15 protein-coding genes are annotated in these 17,559 nt (G+C 41.6%); all 15 read left to right on the top strand.

Annotated elements, in window-relative coordinates; genetic code table 11:
• The first annotated feature begins 2 nt into the window (after positions 1-2).
• On the top strand, positions 3-428 hold the full coding sequence (atpC, locus tag BLP87_RS02790) for an ATP synthase F1 subunit epsilon (protein WP_026654676.1): 426 nt from the start codon (positions 3-5) through the stop codon (positions 426-428).
• A 13-nt stretch (positions 429-441) separates the two neighbouring features.
• The gene (locus BLP87_RS02785) at positions 442-1,020 is read left to right on the top strand and encodes a hypothetical protein (RefSeq protein WP_143002068.1); all 579 of its coding nucleotides are present in this window, start codon (positions 442-444) and stop codon (positions 1,018-1,020) included.
• A 35-nt stretch (positions 1,021-1,055) separates the two neighbouring features.
• Entirely contained in the window at positions 1,056-2,117 is a 1,062-nt protein-coding gene (locus tag BLP87_RS02780; RefSeq protein ID WP_074461337.1) for an acyltransferase family protein, read from the top strand.
• Positions 2,118-2,120: 3 nt separating this feature from the next.
• A complete protein-coding gene (locus BLP87_RS02775; RefSeq protein ID WP_074461336.1) occupies positions 2,121-4,589 on the top strand; it encodes a homocysteine S-methyltransferase family protein in 2,469 nt (822 codons plus the stop codon).
• A gap of 24 nt (positions 4,590-4,613) precedes the next feature.
• On the top strand, positions 4,614-6,245 hold the full coding sequence (ilvB, locus tag BLP87_RS02770) for a biosynthetic-type acetolactate synthase large subunit (RefSeq protein WP_074461335.1): 1,632 nt from the start codon (positions 4,614-4,616) through the stop codon (positions 6,243-6,245).
• A gap of 39 nt (positions 6,246-6,284) precedes the next feature.
• The gene (ilvN, locus tag BLP87_RS02765) at positions 6,285-6,767 is read left to right on the top strand and encodes an acetolactate synthase small subunit (protein WP_027208840.1); all 483 of its coding nucleotides are present in this window, start codon (positions 6,285-6,287) and stop codon (positions 6,765-6,767) included.
• Positions 6,768-6,940: 173 nt separating this feature from the next.
• The gene (gene ilvN / locus BLP87_RS02760; protein ID WP_074461334.1) at positions 6,941-7,444 is read left to right on the top strand and encodes an acetolactate synthase small subunit; all 504 of its coding nucleotides are present in this window, start codon (positions 6,941-6,943) and stop codon (positions 7,442-7,444) included.
• 107 nt (positions 7,445-7,551) lie between these two features.
• Complete coding sequence (gene ilvC / locus BLP87_RS02755) at positions 7,552-8,580, top strand: ketol-acid reductoisomerase (RefSeq protein ID WP_026515333.1); 1,029 nt, start codon at positions 7,552-7,554, stop codon at positions 8,578-8,580.
• Between the two features lie 122 nt (positions 8,581-8,702).
• Positions 8,703-11,183, top strand: a complete 2,481-nt coding sequence (locus BLP87_RS02750) for a YfhO family protein (protein ID WP_074461333.1) — start codon at positions 8,703-8,705, stop codon at positions 11,181-11,183.
• 83 nt (positions 11,184-11,266) lie between these two features.
• A complete protein-coding gene (gene leuC / locus BLP87_RS02745) occupies positions 11,267-12,538 on the top strand; it encodes a 3-isopropylmalate dehydratase large subunit (RefSeq protein WP_074461332.1) in 1,272 nt (423 codons plus the stop codon).
• 12 nt (positions 12,539-12,550) lie between these two features.
• A complete protein-coding gene (gene leuD, locus BLP87_RS02740; protein WP_074461331.1) occupies positions 12,551-13,048 on the top strand; it encodes a 3-isopropylmalate dehydratase small subunit in 498 nt (165 codons plus the stop codon).
• A 3-nt stretch (positions 13,049-13,051) separates the two neighbouring features.
• On the top strand, positions 13,052-14,038 hold the full coding sequence (locus tag BLP87_RS02735; protein WP_074461330.1) for a glycosyltransferase family 2 protein: 987 nt from the start codon (positions 13,052-13,054) through the stop codon (positions 14,036-14,038).
• 40 nt (positions 14,039-14,078) lie between these two features.
• Positions 14,079-14,900, top strand: coding sequence for an Mrp/NBP35 family ATP-binding protein (locus tag BLP87_RS02730; protein ID WP_074461329.1), 822 nt, complete (start codon positions 14,079-14,081; stop codon positions 14,898-14,900).
• A gap of 25 nt (positions 14,901-14,925) precedes the next feature.
• Entirely contained in the window at positions 14,926-16,320 is a 1,395-nt protein-coding gene (locus tag BLP87_RS02725) for an AI-2E family transporter (protein WP_074461328.1), read from the top strand.
• 88 nt (positions 16,321-16,408) lie between these two features.
• A complete protein-coding gene (locus BLP87_RS02720; protein WP_074461327.1) occupies positions 16,409-17,452 on the top strand; it encodes a branched-chain amino acid aminotransferase in 1,044 nt (347 codons plus the stop codon).
• Positions 17,453-17,559 lie beyond the last annotated feature (107 nt).

Here is a 17,559-nt window from a genome sequence, read left to right as displayed (position 1 = left end):
ATATGAATGGTAATAAGGTAATGACCTTTGGACTGAGGGTAATTTCCGTCAACGGAATATTTTATGACGACAGGGCGGAAGAGATCATTTTACCTTGCGCAGACGGTGAGCTCGCTGTACTTGCGAATCATGAGGAAATGATCCTTGCGTTATCTGACGGTGTGATCAAGATTAAAAAGCCCGGTGGGGAGTGGCTTTATGGTGTGGTTAGTCTTGGTTCTGTGCAGGTTGCAAATAACAGATGTATCGTACTTGTAAATACTGTGGAGAAACCCGAGGATATCGACAAACAAAGAGCTAGGGAGGCTTATGAATTTGCGATGGAGCATTTGCAGCAAAAGCAGTCCATCAAAGAATTCAAGAAATCACAGGCCGGTCTTGCAAGAGCGCTTACAAGACTTAAGGCTGCATCAAAATATGTTGATTGATATGGAGATTGTTTTGGAAAAGAAGAGAAAATTCAAGATTGTTGATGTTGTTTTTTGCATGTCATTTTTTATGGTATTAACAATTATGACGGGGTGCGGAAAGAAGGGGGACAGTGCTCTTTCTGCATATAAGGCGAGCATGTCTGAGTTTTATGACAAACTTGCTCAGTATGATAGTTCGATAAACAGTATAAATCCCGATTCCGACTCTGCGAAGGAAGAACTTCTCGGATACCTTGATGAAATGAATGAGGCTTATAAAGCCATGGGGGATCTGGAAGTTCCGAATGAATTTTCGGGCATTGCCGAGATTGCATCTGAGGCAAAAGATTATATGCAGATGGCAAATGAATGCTATCACAAAGCATATGACAATGAGTTTGATGAAGAAAGCCTGTCTCTTGCAAGTCAGTATTATGAGAGAGCAAATAAGAGAACCTTCATTATGTTGCAGGTTCTTCACGGTGAGAATCCTACGGAAGAAGGCGTTTCGGTAACTACCGAAGATTCTTTCAAGTTTGCTACCATAAGTGATGACGAAGAAGAAACAGAAACAGAAGAAATTACAGAAGATACAGAAAGCACTGAGTAATATCAGTGCTTCTTTTCTGAAATGGCAAAATAATAATGAAAGAAAACAAATTCTTATATCTGGTTAAGTTCATAGCATGTATGCTGGTTATCGTCATTCATACAAGGTTTCCGGGAAACTTTGGAACAGCGATGGATGCGGTAAGTAGGATTGCCGTGCCTTATTTCTTTGCTTTGTCCGGCAGATTCCTTTTGCGGGAAGGCGATGATGATGCTGAGAAGATAAGGGAAAAGAGCGGAAAATATCTTGTTAAGCTTTTGAAAATCACAGGGATTGTATATTCCGTTTACTTTGTCTTTTCTTTTTTAGTACATATTTATCTCAAAGATTCTGTCAAAGAGTGGCTTATATCCAAGTATTCCCCTAAGGAAGCATTGTGGTTCGGGCTTTTTAATTCCGGCACTTTTGTTTATGATTCTGTATTTACTTTCGATCATATGTGGTTTCTTTTTGCACTTATTTATGTGATTGGGCTTATATATATCTTTGCGGGGGTTCTCAGAAAATGGTATAAATGGCTTATCGCGGGCCTTCTTTTTATGTTATATTTTGGAGAAGCGCTTCAGACATTTTATCCGATAAGACCTTTTGATATAAGCATTACAACGTGGTATGTTATGAGGAACTGGCTGTTTGTCGGACTTCCGTTTGTGCTTTTGGGAATTCTTTTGTCTGATATTTTTAGGGAAAAGAAAAAGGAATACGGCGATTCTTATGCCGAAGTGATGACAAAGAAAAAGCCGTTATTCATTATTTTGGTCGCAGCGGGGATTGTCTGTTCAATCGCAGAGGCTTTTGTTTTTGGGAAAAAAGAAGTCTTTTTCGGTTCGCTTGTTGCTGTCATCGGATTGTTTCTTTTGTCCGAGTGCGAAGTTTCCTGCGGAAAATATTTATATAAGATCGGAAAAAACAGTTCTGACGTAATTTACTATTATCATGTACTTGTTATTGCGGTACTTGATAGATTATCATATAGCGAGGTGATACCTTATCCGCCGATGTGGTTTAAACCGATTTTGGTGATGGTATTATGTCTTTTGATTTTTTATATTGTTCCGGCAGTTTTTAAGCGAAAGATTTTTATAAAAGGAAAGTGATCTATGACCAGAGAAGAATTTTTGAAATTTAGTAGTGACAGGGTAATATTTCTTGACGGAGCAACCGGCTCAAATCTAATAAAGGCCGGAATGCCGGTCGGAGTGTGCCCTGAGGACTGGATTCTTAATCATAAAGATGTTATGAAGAAGCTTCAGAGCGATTATGCCGACGCGGGTTCCGATATTGTTTATGCGCCCACTTTTACGGGAAACAGGATAAAGCTTGCGGACTATGGCTTTGAAGGAAGAATTGAAGAGATAAATTCTGAGCTGATCAAACTTTCAAAGGAAGCTGTCGGAGGAAGGGCACTTGTTGCAGGTGATCTTACGATGACGGGTAAGCAGTTAAAGCCAATAGGTGACCTTGATTTTGAGGAGCTTGTTGACGTTTATAAGGAACAGATCGGCATTCTTGAAAAAGCGGGCTGCGATCTTCTTGTCGTCGAGACGATGATGAGCCTTCAGGAGTGCAGAGCTGCGCTCATTGCGGCAAAAGAAGTTTCTGATCTTGCCGTAATGGTGACTCTTACATTTGAAGCTGACGGCAGAACTCTTTTTGGTTCCGATGCTGCGGCAAGTGCGATCACACTTGAGGCACTCGGTGCATGCGCGATAGGTGCAAACTGTTCGACGGGGCCCGATAAGATGGTTGAGATCATCAGTAACATGGCTTCTGTAACAAGCATTCCGATCATTGCAAAGCCAAACGCAGGACTTCCTTCCGTTGATGAAAACGGAAATACAGAGTATGACATGGACTGCGAGACCTTTGTTGTCGAGATGGAGAAACTTATAAATGCAGGTGCGTCGGTTCTTGGCGGATGCTGTGGAACAACACCCGACTTTATAAGAGGGCTTAAAAATAAATACGGCGAGCTTAAGCCGTCCACAATAAGAGATGATGACGGAAATCCGATCCGCAGAAAAGATCCATCAAAGAGATATCTTTCTTCCGAGAGAAGCAGTCTTTCATTTGGAATGGACGATCTTTTCATGATAGTAGGCGAGAGAATTAATCCTACCGGTAAGAAGAAACTTCAGGAGCAGCTTCGAGAGGGCAATCTTGATATGGTCATCGACTTTGCTGAGAAGCAGGAAGAAGACGGCGCATCAATTCTTGATGTAAATGTCGGAATGAGCGGAATCGACGAAAAAGCCATGATGCTCACGGTTATGGAGGAAGTTACTTCAATAACGGACCTTCCTCTTTGCCTTGATACAAGCAGCGCGGAAGTTATGGAAGCGGCACTCAGAAGATATCCGGGAAGAGCGCTTATGAATTCAATATCGCTTGAAAAGGGTAAAGCAGAGGTATTCCTTCCAATCGCAAAGAAATACGGAGCAATGTTCATCCTGCTTCCTCTTAATCCCGAGGGACTTCCAAAGAATACTGAGGAGAAGATCGGAAATATAGAAAAACTCTCCGGGATGGCCAAAGATATGGGAATGACCAAACAGGATATTGTTGTCGACGGTCTTGTTGCGACAGTCGGCGCCGATCCTGCGGCTGCTTTAAATACTCTGGATACGATAGATTATTGTTATAAAAATGATTTCGCTACAATATGCGGACTTTCAAATATATCATTCGGACTTCCTCAGAGAAGTAATGTAAATACGGCATTTTTGACTATGGCAATAGAAAAGGGACTTTCCATGGCAATTGCCAATCCGTCTCAGGAAATGCTTGTAAATGCTGCTTTTGCATCGGACCTTCTTAAGAAGAAAGAAGGCGCGGATCTTCGTTATATCCAGAGGATGCAGCGGTATGAAATGAAGAATGAGAGTGGTGCATCTTCTGGAAAAGAGGTTAAAATCACCACTAACTCTGATGAGGATATTCTTGATATAATAAAAAAAGATGTGCTCACGGGTTCTAAGAGAAGCATTGTAAAGAATACCGAGAAAGCCGTGAATATGGGAATTGAGCCGAGGGTTATTTTGGATACCGTGCTCATGCCTGCGATAAATGAAGTCGGAGATCTTTTTGACAAAGGAAAGTATTTCCTTCCGCAGCTTATTGCGGGCGCGGAGGCGATGAAATTATCGATTGCATATCTCGAGCCTTTGCTTAAGGGCGGAGACGATGACGGAAAGGAACTTCCTGCGATCGTTATCGCAACGGTTCACGGTGATATTCACGATATCGGTAAGAATCTTGTGGCACTTATGCTTAAGAACTACGGCTTTAATGTTATCGACCTCGGAAAGGATGTTCCGAAGGAAGAAATAGTTAAGGCTGCAAAGGAAAATAATGCGAGTATTATAGCTCTTTCTGCACTTATGACAACAACGATGAAGGAAATGAGAAACGTTGTCGATCTTGCTCACGAAGAAAATCTTGATTCCAAGATAATAATCGGTGGCGCCGTTGTTACACCCGATTATGCGGAAGAGATTGGAGCGGATGGATATTCGACCGATGCGGCTGACGCGGTGAGGCTGGTAAAGCAGATTTTAAGCATAGATTAATAGAATAGATTTTGGAGGAATGACATGATAGGAGCTGAGGCTATAGTAAAATGCCTTGAAAAAGAGAAGACAGAAGTTGTATTCGGTTATTCGGGAGTTGCGATAGATCCTTTTTGGAACAAGATTCTCGAAACGGACATTAAGAGAGTGCTTATCAGAACCGAGCAGAATGCTGCACATTGTGCCAACGGATATGCAAGGATAAGCGGTAAAGTAGGTGTCTGCGCCGTGACTTCGGGCCCCGGTGCCACAAATCTTATTACAGGTATTGCCACTGCCTATGCCGACAGTATACCTCTTGTTGCTATCACAGGTCAGGTAAACAGCGACATGATAGGAAGTGATGTTTTTCAGGAAGCTGACATCACGGGCGCTGTTGAGTCTTTTGTAAAATACAGTTATCTTGTAAGGGATGTTAATGACATTCCCAGGATTTTTAAAGAAGCTTTTTATCTTGCGGGAACGGGACGAAAAGGACCTGTCCTTATAGATATTCCTTTTGACGTGCAGAATGCGCAGCTTGAAGGGAAATTCAGCTATCCCGAGACGATTTCCATGAGAACCTATAAGCCCACAGTTAAGGGAAATATGGTTCAGATAAAGAAAGTAATAAAAGAAGTTGAGAAGGCGAAGAGACCTATTATCTGTGTCGGAGGCGGTGTTCACTTAAGCAAGGCGACCGCTGAGATCAGAAAGTTTGCTGAGCTTAACAGCGTGCCTGTTGTTTCTACGATGATGGGTATCGGTGTAATGCCGACCGAACATCCTTTATATTTTGGTATGGTCGGAAATAACGGACAGAGTTATGCCAACAGGGCTATGAATGAATCGGATCTCTTACTTATGGTAGGTGCGAGAGTGGCTGACAGAGCCGTAAACAGACCCGATCTTATTACTGAGAACAAGGTTATGGTCCATATCGACGTAGATCCCGCCGAGATTGGCAAAAATGTCGGTCCAACAATTCCTCTTGTAGGTGATATCAAGCATATTTTTGCAGATTTTCTTGCTCAGGACGATAGAGCGGACGATCATTCTCAGTGGCTTGAGATCTTAAACGGATACAAGAAAGAAGCCGCTGTTAAGGTTAAACCCGCAAAGAAAGGCTATGTTAAGCCTAAGGATTTTATAGTAAAACTTTCAGAGATCATGGAAGATGATGCAATCTATGTAGCGGATGTAGGTCAGAACCAGATGTGGTCCTGTTCTTATCATATAGTAAAGAACGGCAGATTCATAACATCCGGTGGTATGGGAACTATGGGATATTCAATCCCTGCAGCTATGGGCGCAAAGCTTGTCGATAAGAAAAAACAGGTTGTTGCCGTTACGGGTGACGGTGCTTTCCAGATGTCCATGATGGAGCTTGCGACAATGCGTCAGTACGGAATTAACGTAAAGATTGTTGTCATGAAGAACGGTTTCCTCGGAATGGTAAGAGAGCATCAGCATTATGCTTATAATGACAATTATTCAATGGTTGAACTTCAGGGTGATCCGGATCTTTCTCTTATTGCGGCAGCATATGGAATGGATTATGCGAAGGTTGACGGAAACAGCGATGTAGAAGCCGAACTTAAGAAATTCCTTAAGGATGATAAGTCGGCTCTTATGGAAGTTTGCGTCGATCCGATGGAACTTACCGGAGAGAAGTAATAACCGTCGTCATATTAGAAATTATAAGAGGAGCCCATTATGAAGCGTATTTATTCAGTTCTTGTAGAAAACAGAGCCGGTGTTCTTTCAAAGGTATCCGGATTGTTCTCAAGAAGAAATTTCAATATTGATTCACTTGTTGTAGGTGAGACTGCCGATAAGAGCGTATCCTGTATGACTATCGTATCTTCCGGAGATGAGCGCACGATCGAGCAGATAGAAAAGCAGCTTAATAAGAAGATAGACGTCATCAAGGTAAAGACATTTAAAGAGAGCCTTAGCATAAACAGAGAACTAATGCTTATCAAGGTAAAATATAACAAGGAAAACAGAAGAGACATCATGGAAAACTGCCAGATCATGAATGCGCAGATTGTCGATATGTCAAAGAACATGATGGTTATTCAGATCTGTGATACATCGGAGAGAATAGAGCTCTTTATCGAGATGCTAAGAAGCGTCAGCATTGTTGAGATCGCACGCACCGGAACGGTCGCACTCACAAAATGTAAAGAACAATAATTTGCATGGGAAAAACCGTCAATACAGCACTTTATCAAGTTGCAACGATATAAGTTTAAAGCAAAAAAGAAAAACTTGTTGAATGTATGAGTTTCTAGTGCTACAATTCATTTAATTGGTTAAAAAACAGGGTGTATTTTTATCCTGAAATAATCAAAGGAGCAGAAAGAAAAATGCAGAAAAAAGTATTTCAGCTTCTCGTAGACAATAATCCCGGTGTTCTTTCGAGAATTTCGGGTTTGTTTTCAAGAAGAGGATATAATATCGAGAGTATCACGGCAGGCGTGACTGCCGATCCCAGATATACCAGGATCACGATAGTTGCGGCAGGCGATGACGTAATACTCGATCAGATTGAGAAGCAGGTTTCCAAGCTGGTGGATGTGAGAGATATTCACGAACTTACACCTTCAGACAGTGTTTACAGAGAACTTGCGATGGTCAAGGTTAAGGCCGCTGCGGAGCAGAGACAGAGTATTCTTGCTACGGCAAATGTATTCAGGGGAAATATCGTTGATGTCAGCATTGATTCGGTAATTGTTGAGATCACGGGTAATCAGTCAAAGATTGATGCTTTCCTTAAACTTCTGGAAGGATATGAGATCCTTGAACTTGCAAGAACGGGAATCGCAGGACTCGGAAGAGGAACAGACAAAGTTATCTATTTGGATGACTGAGCTTTTATATCATGGGCAAATATCTTTTTATTGATAGTATATGATTTTGATCATTCAAAATATATATGAATTATAGGATTTAAAAATGAAAAACGGAGGAAAAAGAAATGTCACAGGACGCACGTATTTTTTATCAGGAAGATTGTAACCTTTCATTGTTAGAGGGTAAGACTATTGCTATTATCGGTTATGGTTCACAGGGACATGCTCATGCACTTAACCTTAAAGATTCAGGATGCAACGTAATCATCGGTCTCTATGAGGGATCAAAGAGCAAGGCTAAGGCTGAGGCTCAGGGACTTAAGGTTTACAATACAGCAGAGGCTGCTAAGATGGCTGACATCATTATGATCCTTATCAATGATGAGAAGCAGGCTAAGATGTACAAAGAGGACATCGAGCCCAACCTTCAGCCCGGCAACATGCTTATGTTTGCACACGGATTCAACGTACACTTCGGTCTTATCAAGGCTCCTAAGGATGTAGACGTAGCTATGATCGCTCCCAAGGCTCCCGGACACACAGTTCGTTCAGAGTATCAGGCAGGAAAGGGAACACCTTGTCTTGTTGCTGTTGAGCAGGATGCTACAGGTAAGGCTCTTGATCTTGCACTTGCATATGGTGCAGGAATCGGTGGAGCAAGAGCAGGTCTTCTTGAGACTAACTTCAGAACAGAGACAGAGACTGACCTCTTCGGTGAGCAGGCTGTTCTTTGCGGTGGTGTTTGCGCACTTATGCAGTGTGGTTTCGAGACTCTTGTTGAGGCAGGATACGATCCTAGAAACGCATACTTTGAGTGTATCCACGAGATGAAGCTCATCGTAGATCTTATCTATCAGTCAGGTTTCGCAGGAATGAGATATTCAATCTCAAATACAGCTGAGTACGGTGACTACATCACAGGACCTAAGGTTATCACAGCTGAGACAAAGAAGGCTATGAAGCAGATCCTTAAGGACATCCAGGACGGAAGCTTCGCTAAGGAATTCCTCCTTGACATGTCAGAGGCAGGCGGACAGGTTCACTTCAAGGCTATGAGAAAGCTTGCTTCAGAGCATCCCGCTGAGAAGATCGGTGAGGAGATCAGAAAGCTTTACAGCTGGAATAATGAGTCAGATAAGCTCATCAACAACTAATCCTTTAGCATATAATTGAAATTGTTTCAAAATAGGGATAATATAGAAAGAGTGTCGTTTGTTTTAAATGGCGACACTCTTTTTCTTTAGGTTGAGTAATTTTTATTATAGAGGAGATTATTTTGGAAACTGGTTTGGATACTACAAATACTAAGAAGAAAATTACGGAAAAAAGCTGGTATGTACCTGTGGTAGTGTTTCTTAGTGCATACCTTATGTATGTGATCGCTGTACTTCCTATTCTTATCAAGAGAGGAATGCCGTTTTTCTATTACGGTGATTATAATGTACAGCAGATTCCGTTTTACATTGTTGCGCACAGAGCCGTAAGAAGCGGACAGTTCTTTTGGAACTGGAATATCGATCTTGGCGGAACAATGTTCGGAGATTTTGCATTTTATCTTTGGGGAAGCCCATTCTTTTGGTTGACCACTCTTTTTCCCGAGAGTGCGATCCCGTTTATGATGCCGTTTCTTATGGCACTTAAATATGCCGTTTCGGCAACATGCGCTTATCTGTATATAAGAAAATATGTACATAAGTATACATATGCCATGATAGGTGGCTATCTCTATGCTTTTTCGGGATTTAATGCATGCAACATTGTATTCAATCATTTCACGGATGCCGTTGCATTCTTTCCGTTATTCCTTTTGGCATTTGACAACCTTATGAATGTGCCTGCAAGAAAAGACGGTAAGTTTAATCTTGCCGGAAAGCCGTTTGTGCTTTTTGCGCTTATGACAACATTTATGTCTGTCATAAATTATTACTTCTTCTTTGGACAGGTTGTCTTTCTGGTTCTCTATTTCCTTATCAGATATGTCGACCTTGAAGATAAAGAGACTGTTGCAGTGAGATTCGGAAGAGCTTTTGCTGCGGGAGTTGTCGGAGTTTTGCTTGCAGGATTTTTCCTGATGCAGGCGTTTGTCGGAGTTCAGGGAAATACAAGACTTGATAATTATATAAACGGCTATGATATGCTCGTTTATCCGAGTGAGAAGCTTATCTTTGATATCGTAAAGAGTCTTTCGATGCTTCCCGATATCATCGGAAAAGGAACACTTTTTTACACGGGAACCGTTAAGAACGCATCTCTTGCGGCTTATATTCCTTTGTTTGGTATTTCTGGCGTCATCGCTTATTTTTTACAGAACAAGAAGAAAAAGAACTGGCAGAAGATACTTATTACCGTTTGCGCCGTTATCGCGGTAGTGCCTGTGTTTAATGCGGCATTTTCGATGTTTAACAGCTCATATTATGCTAGATGGTTCTATATGCCTATCCTTATTATGTGCCTTATGACTGCGGAAGCGGCTGAACGCGGTAAGTCAATACACATGAAGAGGGGCGCCGTTGCTGCGGTTTTGATGTTCCTGTTCTTTGTGGTTGTATACCTTCTTCCTTCGAAGAATGATAAAGGAGACATAGTCTTCTTTAATATGACCGAGAACGTTTCCATTTTTACAAAGGATCTTCTGTGGTCTTCGATTCTTTCATTTATGCTTTTGATGACCGTATTTGCCATTCCAAAGCGCTTTAAGGTTGAGAAGAACTTACTTGAAGAGAAGAAGATAAGGCTTCGTATCAGCTTAAGAGATCATATCGTTCTTGGAATTGTAATTATAAGCTGCGTTATCTCTACATATGTTCCGATTGTCAACGGAAGTTCCATTATTTCCGACAAGGGAAAAGAGAAGTGGCAGAATCAGATGCTCTTTAACAAAGTTACCGTTGATCAGTCGACTTTTTGCAGAGGCGAAGTAGACAGTACATCGACCAACTACGATATGGTATGGGGAATACCTTCGATCCATTGCTTCTTAAGTACGGTTCCGTCCGAGATCTTTGATTTCCTTGACGGTACTGCAGGTATCACAAGAACCGTTGAGACTAATATTCCGGTCAACAGAGCGGGTATACGTTCAATCTTATCTGCAAGATATTACATGGAAAACGCGCAGGTAAGTAAGGACAGGATCTTCAACAACGGTGAGGGTACCGAGGGATATTCGTTCCGCGATAATCAGGATGGATTTGATGTATTTGAGAATGCAAATTATATTCCTATCGGATTTGCTTATGACTACTACATAACAGAAGATGAGTGGGGCGACCTCGATCCTGCGGATTATGACTATGAACTTGCCAGAGTCCTCATTCTTTCATCTGAGGATGCGCTCAAATATGCGGATGCACTTGGAATGGAAGAGATCAAGTCCGAGGAATTGTCAGAAGGAAGCCTGACATACAGCAGGTTTACCGATGAGTGCAAAAAGAGGGCACAGACTGCCTGCACATCATTTACGACCGATACATACGGATTTAGTGCAAAGACAGCCAATCTTGCCGAGGGAAGACTTTTGTTCTTCTCTGTTCCCGCAACGGAAGGCTTTAGCTGCAAGGTTGACGGACAGGATACGGATATAGTGAAGGCAGATTACGGACTTATGGCTATTCCTGTGCCTGCCGGAGTTCATGATATCAGAGTTACCTACACACCTGAAGGATTCAAGACAGGTCTTATAATGTCAATCGCAGGAGCGGCTTTATTGGTAATTTACTCAGTCTACACATTAAAAAATATCAAGAAAAACGATTAAAATTGTCATGTTCTTTATGTAAGAACGTTGTGTTATATTTAGTAGTATATTTTTGATTATAATTAATTGAAGGAGATTACAATATGAGCGGAATGACTATGAGCCAGAAGATATTGGCAGCCCATGCGGGACTTCCCGAGGTAAAAGCTGGGCAGCTTATCGAGGCTAATCTTGATCTTGTTCTTGGCAATGACATTACAAGTCCCGTTGCTATTAATGAGATGGCTAAATTTACAAAGGATGGCGTGTTTGACAAAGATAAGATTGCTCTTGTCCCCGATCACTTTACTCCGAATAAGGATATTAAGTCTGCAGAGAACTGCAAGTGCGTAAGAGAGTTTGCAAGAAAGAACAATATCACAAACTACTTTGAAGTGGGACAGATGGGTATCGAGCATGCGCTTCTTCCCGAGCAGGGTCTTACGGTTCCGGGCGACCTTATCATCGGTGCGGATTCACATACATGTACATACGGAGCGCTCGGCGCGTTTTCTACAGGTATCGGTTCTACCGATATGGCTGCGGGAATGGCAACAGGTAAGGGATGGTTCAAGGTTCCCAGCGCAATCAAGTTCAATATTATCGGAAAGCCTTCGAAGTGGGTAAGCGGTAAGGATGTTATCCTTCATATCATCGGTATGATCGGCGTTGACGGAGCTCTTTATAAGTCAATGGAGTTTGTCGGTGAAGGCATCAAGAATCTTACAATGGATGACAGACTTACAATTGCCAATATGGCTATTGAGGCAGGCGGAAAGAACGGTATTTTCCCTGTTGATGATATTGCAAAAGAGTATCTTAAAGAGCACGCTCCGAATAAGGAGTATACTGTTTACGAAGCAGATCCCGATGCTGAATATGATGCGGAATATACAATTGACTTAAGCACTCTTAAGCCTACGGTTGCTTTCCCTCATCTTCCAGAGAATACTCATACATTTGACGAGATCGAAGAGACCAAGATCGATCAGGTGGTTATCGGTTCATGTACAAACGGAAGAATCGACGACCTCAGAACTGCAGCTGAGATCATAAAGGGAAGAAAGGTTGCGCCGGGTATCAGATGCATCATCATCCCCGCAACACAGAAGATTTTCCTTCAGGCTATGGAAGAAGGTCTCATAAAGAGCTTTGTTGAAGCAGGCGCAATCGTTTCAACACCTACATGCGGACCTTGCCTCGGCGGTTATATGGGTGTCCTTGCTTCTAAAGAAAAATGCGTTTCTACAACAAACAGAAACTTTGTAGGCAGAATGGGTGCCATTGATTCCGAGATCTATCTTGCTTCTCCGGCTGTTGCCGCTGCAAGTGCAATTACCGGTAAGATCTCACAACCCGCTGAACTTGGATTATAAGGAGAATAGAAAATGAAGGCTGCAAAAGGTACAGTTTTTAAATATGGTGATAATGTAGATACAGACGTAATCATACCCGCACGTTATCTTAACAGTACAACGGGTGAAGAGCTTGCTAAGCACTGCATGGAAGATATTGATAAGGATTTTACCAAGAATGTTAAAGAAGGAGATATCATCGTTGCCGAGAAGAATTTTGGTTGCGGATCTTCAAGAGAACATGCGCCTCTTTCAATTAAGTGTGCAGGCGTAAGCTGCGTTATCGCAAAGAGTTTTGCAAGAATCTTTTACAGAAACAGCATAAACATCGGACTTCCGATCATCGAGTGTGAGGAAGCCGCAGATGCTATCAATAACGGAGATGTTGTAAGCGTAGACTTTGACTCCGGTATCATCACGGATGAAACAACGGGTGAGAAGTTCCGCGGACAGGCTTTCCCTGAATTTATGCAGAAGATAATTGATTCTGAGGGACTTATCAATTATATAAATTCATCGGAGGAGAAGTAAAAAATGAACAGGCTTTTCTGCGTAATTCCTTGTTATAACGAACAGGAAGTATTGCCTGAGACATCCAGAAGGCTTAAAGAAAAGATCGAAGACCTTGTCGGAAGAAAGATGATTTCTTCCGACAGTAGGATTCTTCTGGTAAATGACGGCTCAAAGGATGATACATGGAATATAATCAAAAAACTTCATGAGGAAGATGAGGTCTTTCAGGGAATTAATCTCTCGAAGAATATGGGACATCAGAATGCTCTTTTGGCGGGACTTATGACTGCAAAAGATCTCTGCGATATGGCCATTTCTCTTGATGCGGATCTTCAGGATGACATCGATGCGATCGATGCCATGGTTGATAAATTCAACAAGGAAGACTGCGAGGTCGTATACGGAGTAAGATCAAAGAGAGCGACAGACACTTTCTTTAAGAGATTTACGGCTGAATCTTATTACAAGCTCATTGATGCAATGGGAGCAAAGACGGTTTATAACCATGCGGATTACAGGCTGTTAAGCAGAAGAGCTCTTCAGGCACTTTCCGAATTTGGCGAAGTTAATCTTTTCCTCAGAGGAATTGTTCCCATGCTCGGATTTAAGTCTGATATAGTATATTATGAGAGAGCAGAGAGATTTGCCGGAGAGAGTAAGTATCCTCTCAAGAAGATGCTCAGTTTTGCGATTGAAGGAATCACAAGCCTTAGTACAAAGCCTATAAAGATGATAACAGAGCTTGGTTTCTTTATATTCTTTGTAAGCATCGCAGTATTCATCTATTCTCTTGTAAGATATTTTACGGGACACACGATCCAGGGATGGACGACAACGGTTCTTTCCGTATGGGCGATCGGTGGACTTATCATGATCTCTCTAGGTGTAATAGGAGAGTATATCGGCAAGATCTATCTTGAGACCAAGAATCGTCCGAGATTTATTATCGAGTCTTATATCGGTGATAAAGAAGACGAAGAGATTGCCGACTGTGTTTATAAGCGTTAAGCATATGCACAATTATATTTTTATGAAACGGAGATAGAAAATGGCTAACGGACACGGCAAGAAGCCGGAGGACTTTAAGAAGCAGATGGAGGACAACTTTAAAGTTGCTCCCGGAGAACATACACATGTAAAAAAGGTTGTCGGAATAGTAAGCGGTAAAGGCGGCGTCGGAAAGAGCCTTGTAACAGGTCTTTCTGCGGTATATATGGCGAAGGACGGCTATAAGACAGCGATTCTTGACGCGGATATCACGGGACCTTCCATTCCCAAAATGTTTGGAATAGGACAGGCAAAGAACGCCGATGAGACAGGTCTTTTGCCTGCTGAATCGGAAAAAGGCACTAAGGTAATGTCTCTTAATATGCTTATGGATAACGAGACCGATCCCGTTATATGGAGAGGGCCTGTCATTGCGGGTATCGTAAAGCAGTTCTGGTCTGATGTGAACTGGGGCGATGTTGACTTTATGTTTGTTGATATGCCTCCCGGAACGGGTGATGTTCCGCTTACGGTTTTCCAGTCTCTTCCCGTGGACGGAATAATCGTTGTCGCAACTCCTCAGGAGCTTGTCGGCATGATTGTTGAAAAAGCTATAAATATGGCTGAAATGATGAAAATCCCGGTACTTGGTATCGTGGAGAACATGAGCTATATGAATTGTCCTCATTGCGGTAAGCCGATAAACATCTTTGGCGAGAGCAAGATTGAGGGCTATGCGGCTTCAAAGGGAATCAACATTCTCGGAAGAATTCCTTTGGATCCTGCAATTTCGCAGCTTTGTGATAATGGAAAAATTGAAGATATTAATGATGATTATCTCGACAGTCTCAAGTACATTTTGAAGGGAATGACTGAGCAGTAATGTCGGATGATCGGGGGGCATGCACATGAAAATGAAACCGGAGAAAAACCAGGTAACCTGGGCGATAACTATTTTCTTCCTTAGCATTGCGATAATGCTCGCTTATTATGTTATATTCAACGGAATATCTGTTGTTAAGACGCTTTCCAAGGTTATAGATTCTTTATCGGGAATTATAATAGGCGTGATAATCGCATTCGTTCTCATACCGCTTACGGATGGGATTGAGAGAAAGATAGTTATTCCCATATATCATATGAGGGGATATGATATTTCGCGTTCAACAAACGCTAATTCAAAAAAGAGAAAACAGGCTAGGAAAATATCTGTTACTATCACAATGATCATTTTCCTGTTTGTAATATACAGTTTATTCAGGATAATCATTCCTGAACTTATTGACAGTATCAAGCAGATCGTAAGAAAGTTTCCCGAGTATGAGAAACAGATAAATGAAGAATCGCAGCTTTTGTTTGAATCAAACTCAATTGAGGTTCAGAATTTTATCAATTCACAGCTCGACCGCTCTTATGTTTCGCTTAGTGAGTTCCTTCAGGAGAAGCTGATGCCGCTTGTTCCCAGCGTTGATTCTTTCTTTAAGATGGCTTCTCAGGGAGTGTTCTCTATTATCAAGGTTCTTTTTGATCTTGTTGTAGGACTTATTGTTGCGATATATGTCCTGAATTCAAAAGAGGTATTTTCGACAAGAGGCAAGAAGATTGCTTACGCTCTGTTCAGAGAAGAGTTTGCAAATGAAGTTGTAGGCGGATTCAGATTTATCGGAGATGTCTTTGAAGGATTTGTGGGCGGCAAATTGGTGGATTCCGTAATAATAGGAATTATATGTTATATAGGATGCGTTCTTTTGAAACTCGATTATCCTTTGCTTATTTCCGTTATTGTCGGTGTGACCAATATTATTCCTTTCTTTGGACCGTATATTGGAGGCGCGATAGGAGCGATGCTTCTTTTGATAACTCCTGTTAAAGCACTTATATTCCTTGTATTTATTATCATTCTGCAACAGTTTGACGGAAATATCTTAGGGCCTGCCATTCTTGGAAATTCAACGGGACTTTCAAGCTTTTGGGTTCTCTTTTCAATCACGTTCTTTGGCGGAATGTGGGGAATAGTAGGATGGCTTGTGGGTGTTCCTATTTTTGCTGTCATATATGCTTTTATATCAAGGATCACAAATATCCTTCTATCCAAGAAGGAACTAAGCGTCGATACGAATGATTATGACAATCTTGCGTATATAGAGAACAAGGAGTACAAGACGCTTACCGACGAGCATAATGATAAGTATAACGCACACAAAGAAGTCGGCATGGTGACAAAGCTCTATCACAACGGTCGTGATAAAGTGAAGAATGTCGTCGAAAAGATTAAAAAGAAAGACAAACCGGAAGAGAAGTAATTGTTTTTATTCATTACTTGACGTTCAAAAATATTGGACTATAATTTAACTATTAGCGCTTTGCCGCATTAAAGTATCTGGAAAGGGGATGCAGTGTAAAATGAGTAAGAAAAATTTAGATTGGGCAAATATCGGCTTTAGTTACATGGTTGCCGACAAAAGATTCGTTTCGAATTATAAAGACGGAAAATGGGATGACGGTGTCATTACCGAAGACAATATGATCGTTCTTAGTGAGGATGCAGGTGTTCTTCATTACGCGCAGGAGTGCTTTGAGGGACTTAAAGCATATGAGACTGAGGATGGTAAGATCGTAATTTTCAGACCTGACTTAAATGCAAAGAGAATGGTAGATTCAGCTACAAGACTTGAGATGCCTGCTTTCCCTGAAGATAAATTTATCGAAGCTGTAGAGAAAGTTGTTCAGGCTAACCTTGACTGGGTTCCTCCATACGGAAGCGGAGCGACACTTTATATCAGACCTGTTATGTTTGCTACAGGAAATGTTATCGGAGTAAAGCCCGCTGATGAGTATCAGTTCAGAATATTCGTAACACCCGTTGGACCTTACTTCAAGGGTGGTGCTAAGCCTATCGTTGTTAAGATAAGTGATTTTGACAGAGCTGCACCGCACGGAACAGGAAATATCAAGGCGGGTCTTAACTACGCAATGAGCTTACATCCTATTGTAAAGGCTCATGAGGAAGGTTTTGCAGAGAATGTATATCTTGATGCAGAGAGCAGAACTTACATCGAGGAGACAGGCGGAGCAAATATCATTTTCGTTACAAAAGAAGGTGGACTTGTAGTTCCCAAGTCACACACAGATTCAATTCTTCCTTCAATCACAAGAAGATCGATCGTCTATGTTGCGAAAGAGATTCTTGGACTTAATGTTGAAGAGAGACCTGTTAAGCTTTCGGAAGTTGAGAACTTTGTTGAGATGGGACTTTGCGGAACAGCAGCTGTTATCAGTCCTGTTGGTAAGATCAACGATCACGGCAAAGAAATCTGCTTTGCAAGCGGAATGGAAGAGATGGGACCTGTTACCAAGAAACTCTATGATACACTTACAGGAATCCAGATGGGACGCATTGAAGCTCCTGAGGGATGGATCCACACAATCGAATAATTATGTCATACCTGAGCAGATGCAAAAATTACTTGCATCTGCTTCTTTTTTGGCGCAATTTAATGCATGGAATGTGATATAATGAATGAGATTATGTAATGAAGAAG

The sequence above is a fragment of the Butyrivibrio hungatei genome, assembly GCF_900101605.1.
Taxonomy (GTDB): Bacteria; Bacillota; Clostridia; order Lachnospirales; family Lachnospiraceae; genus Butyrivibrio; species Butyrivibrio hungatei_B.
Note: the sequence above shows the minus strand (reverse complement) of the source record. Positions and strands in the feature narration are given on the sequence as shown.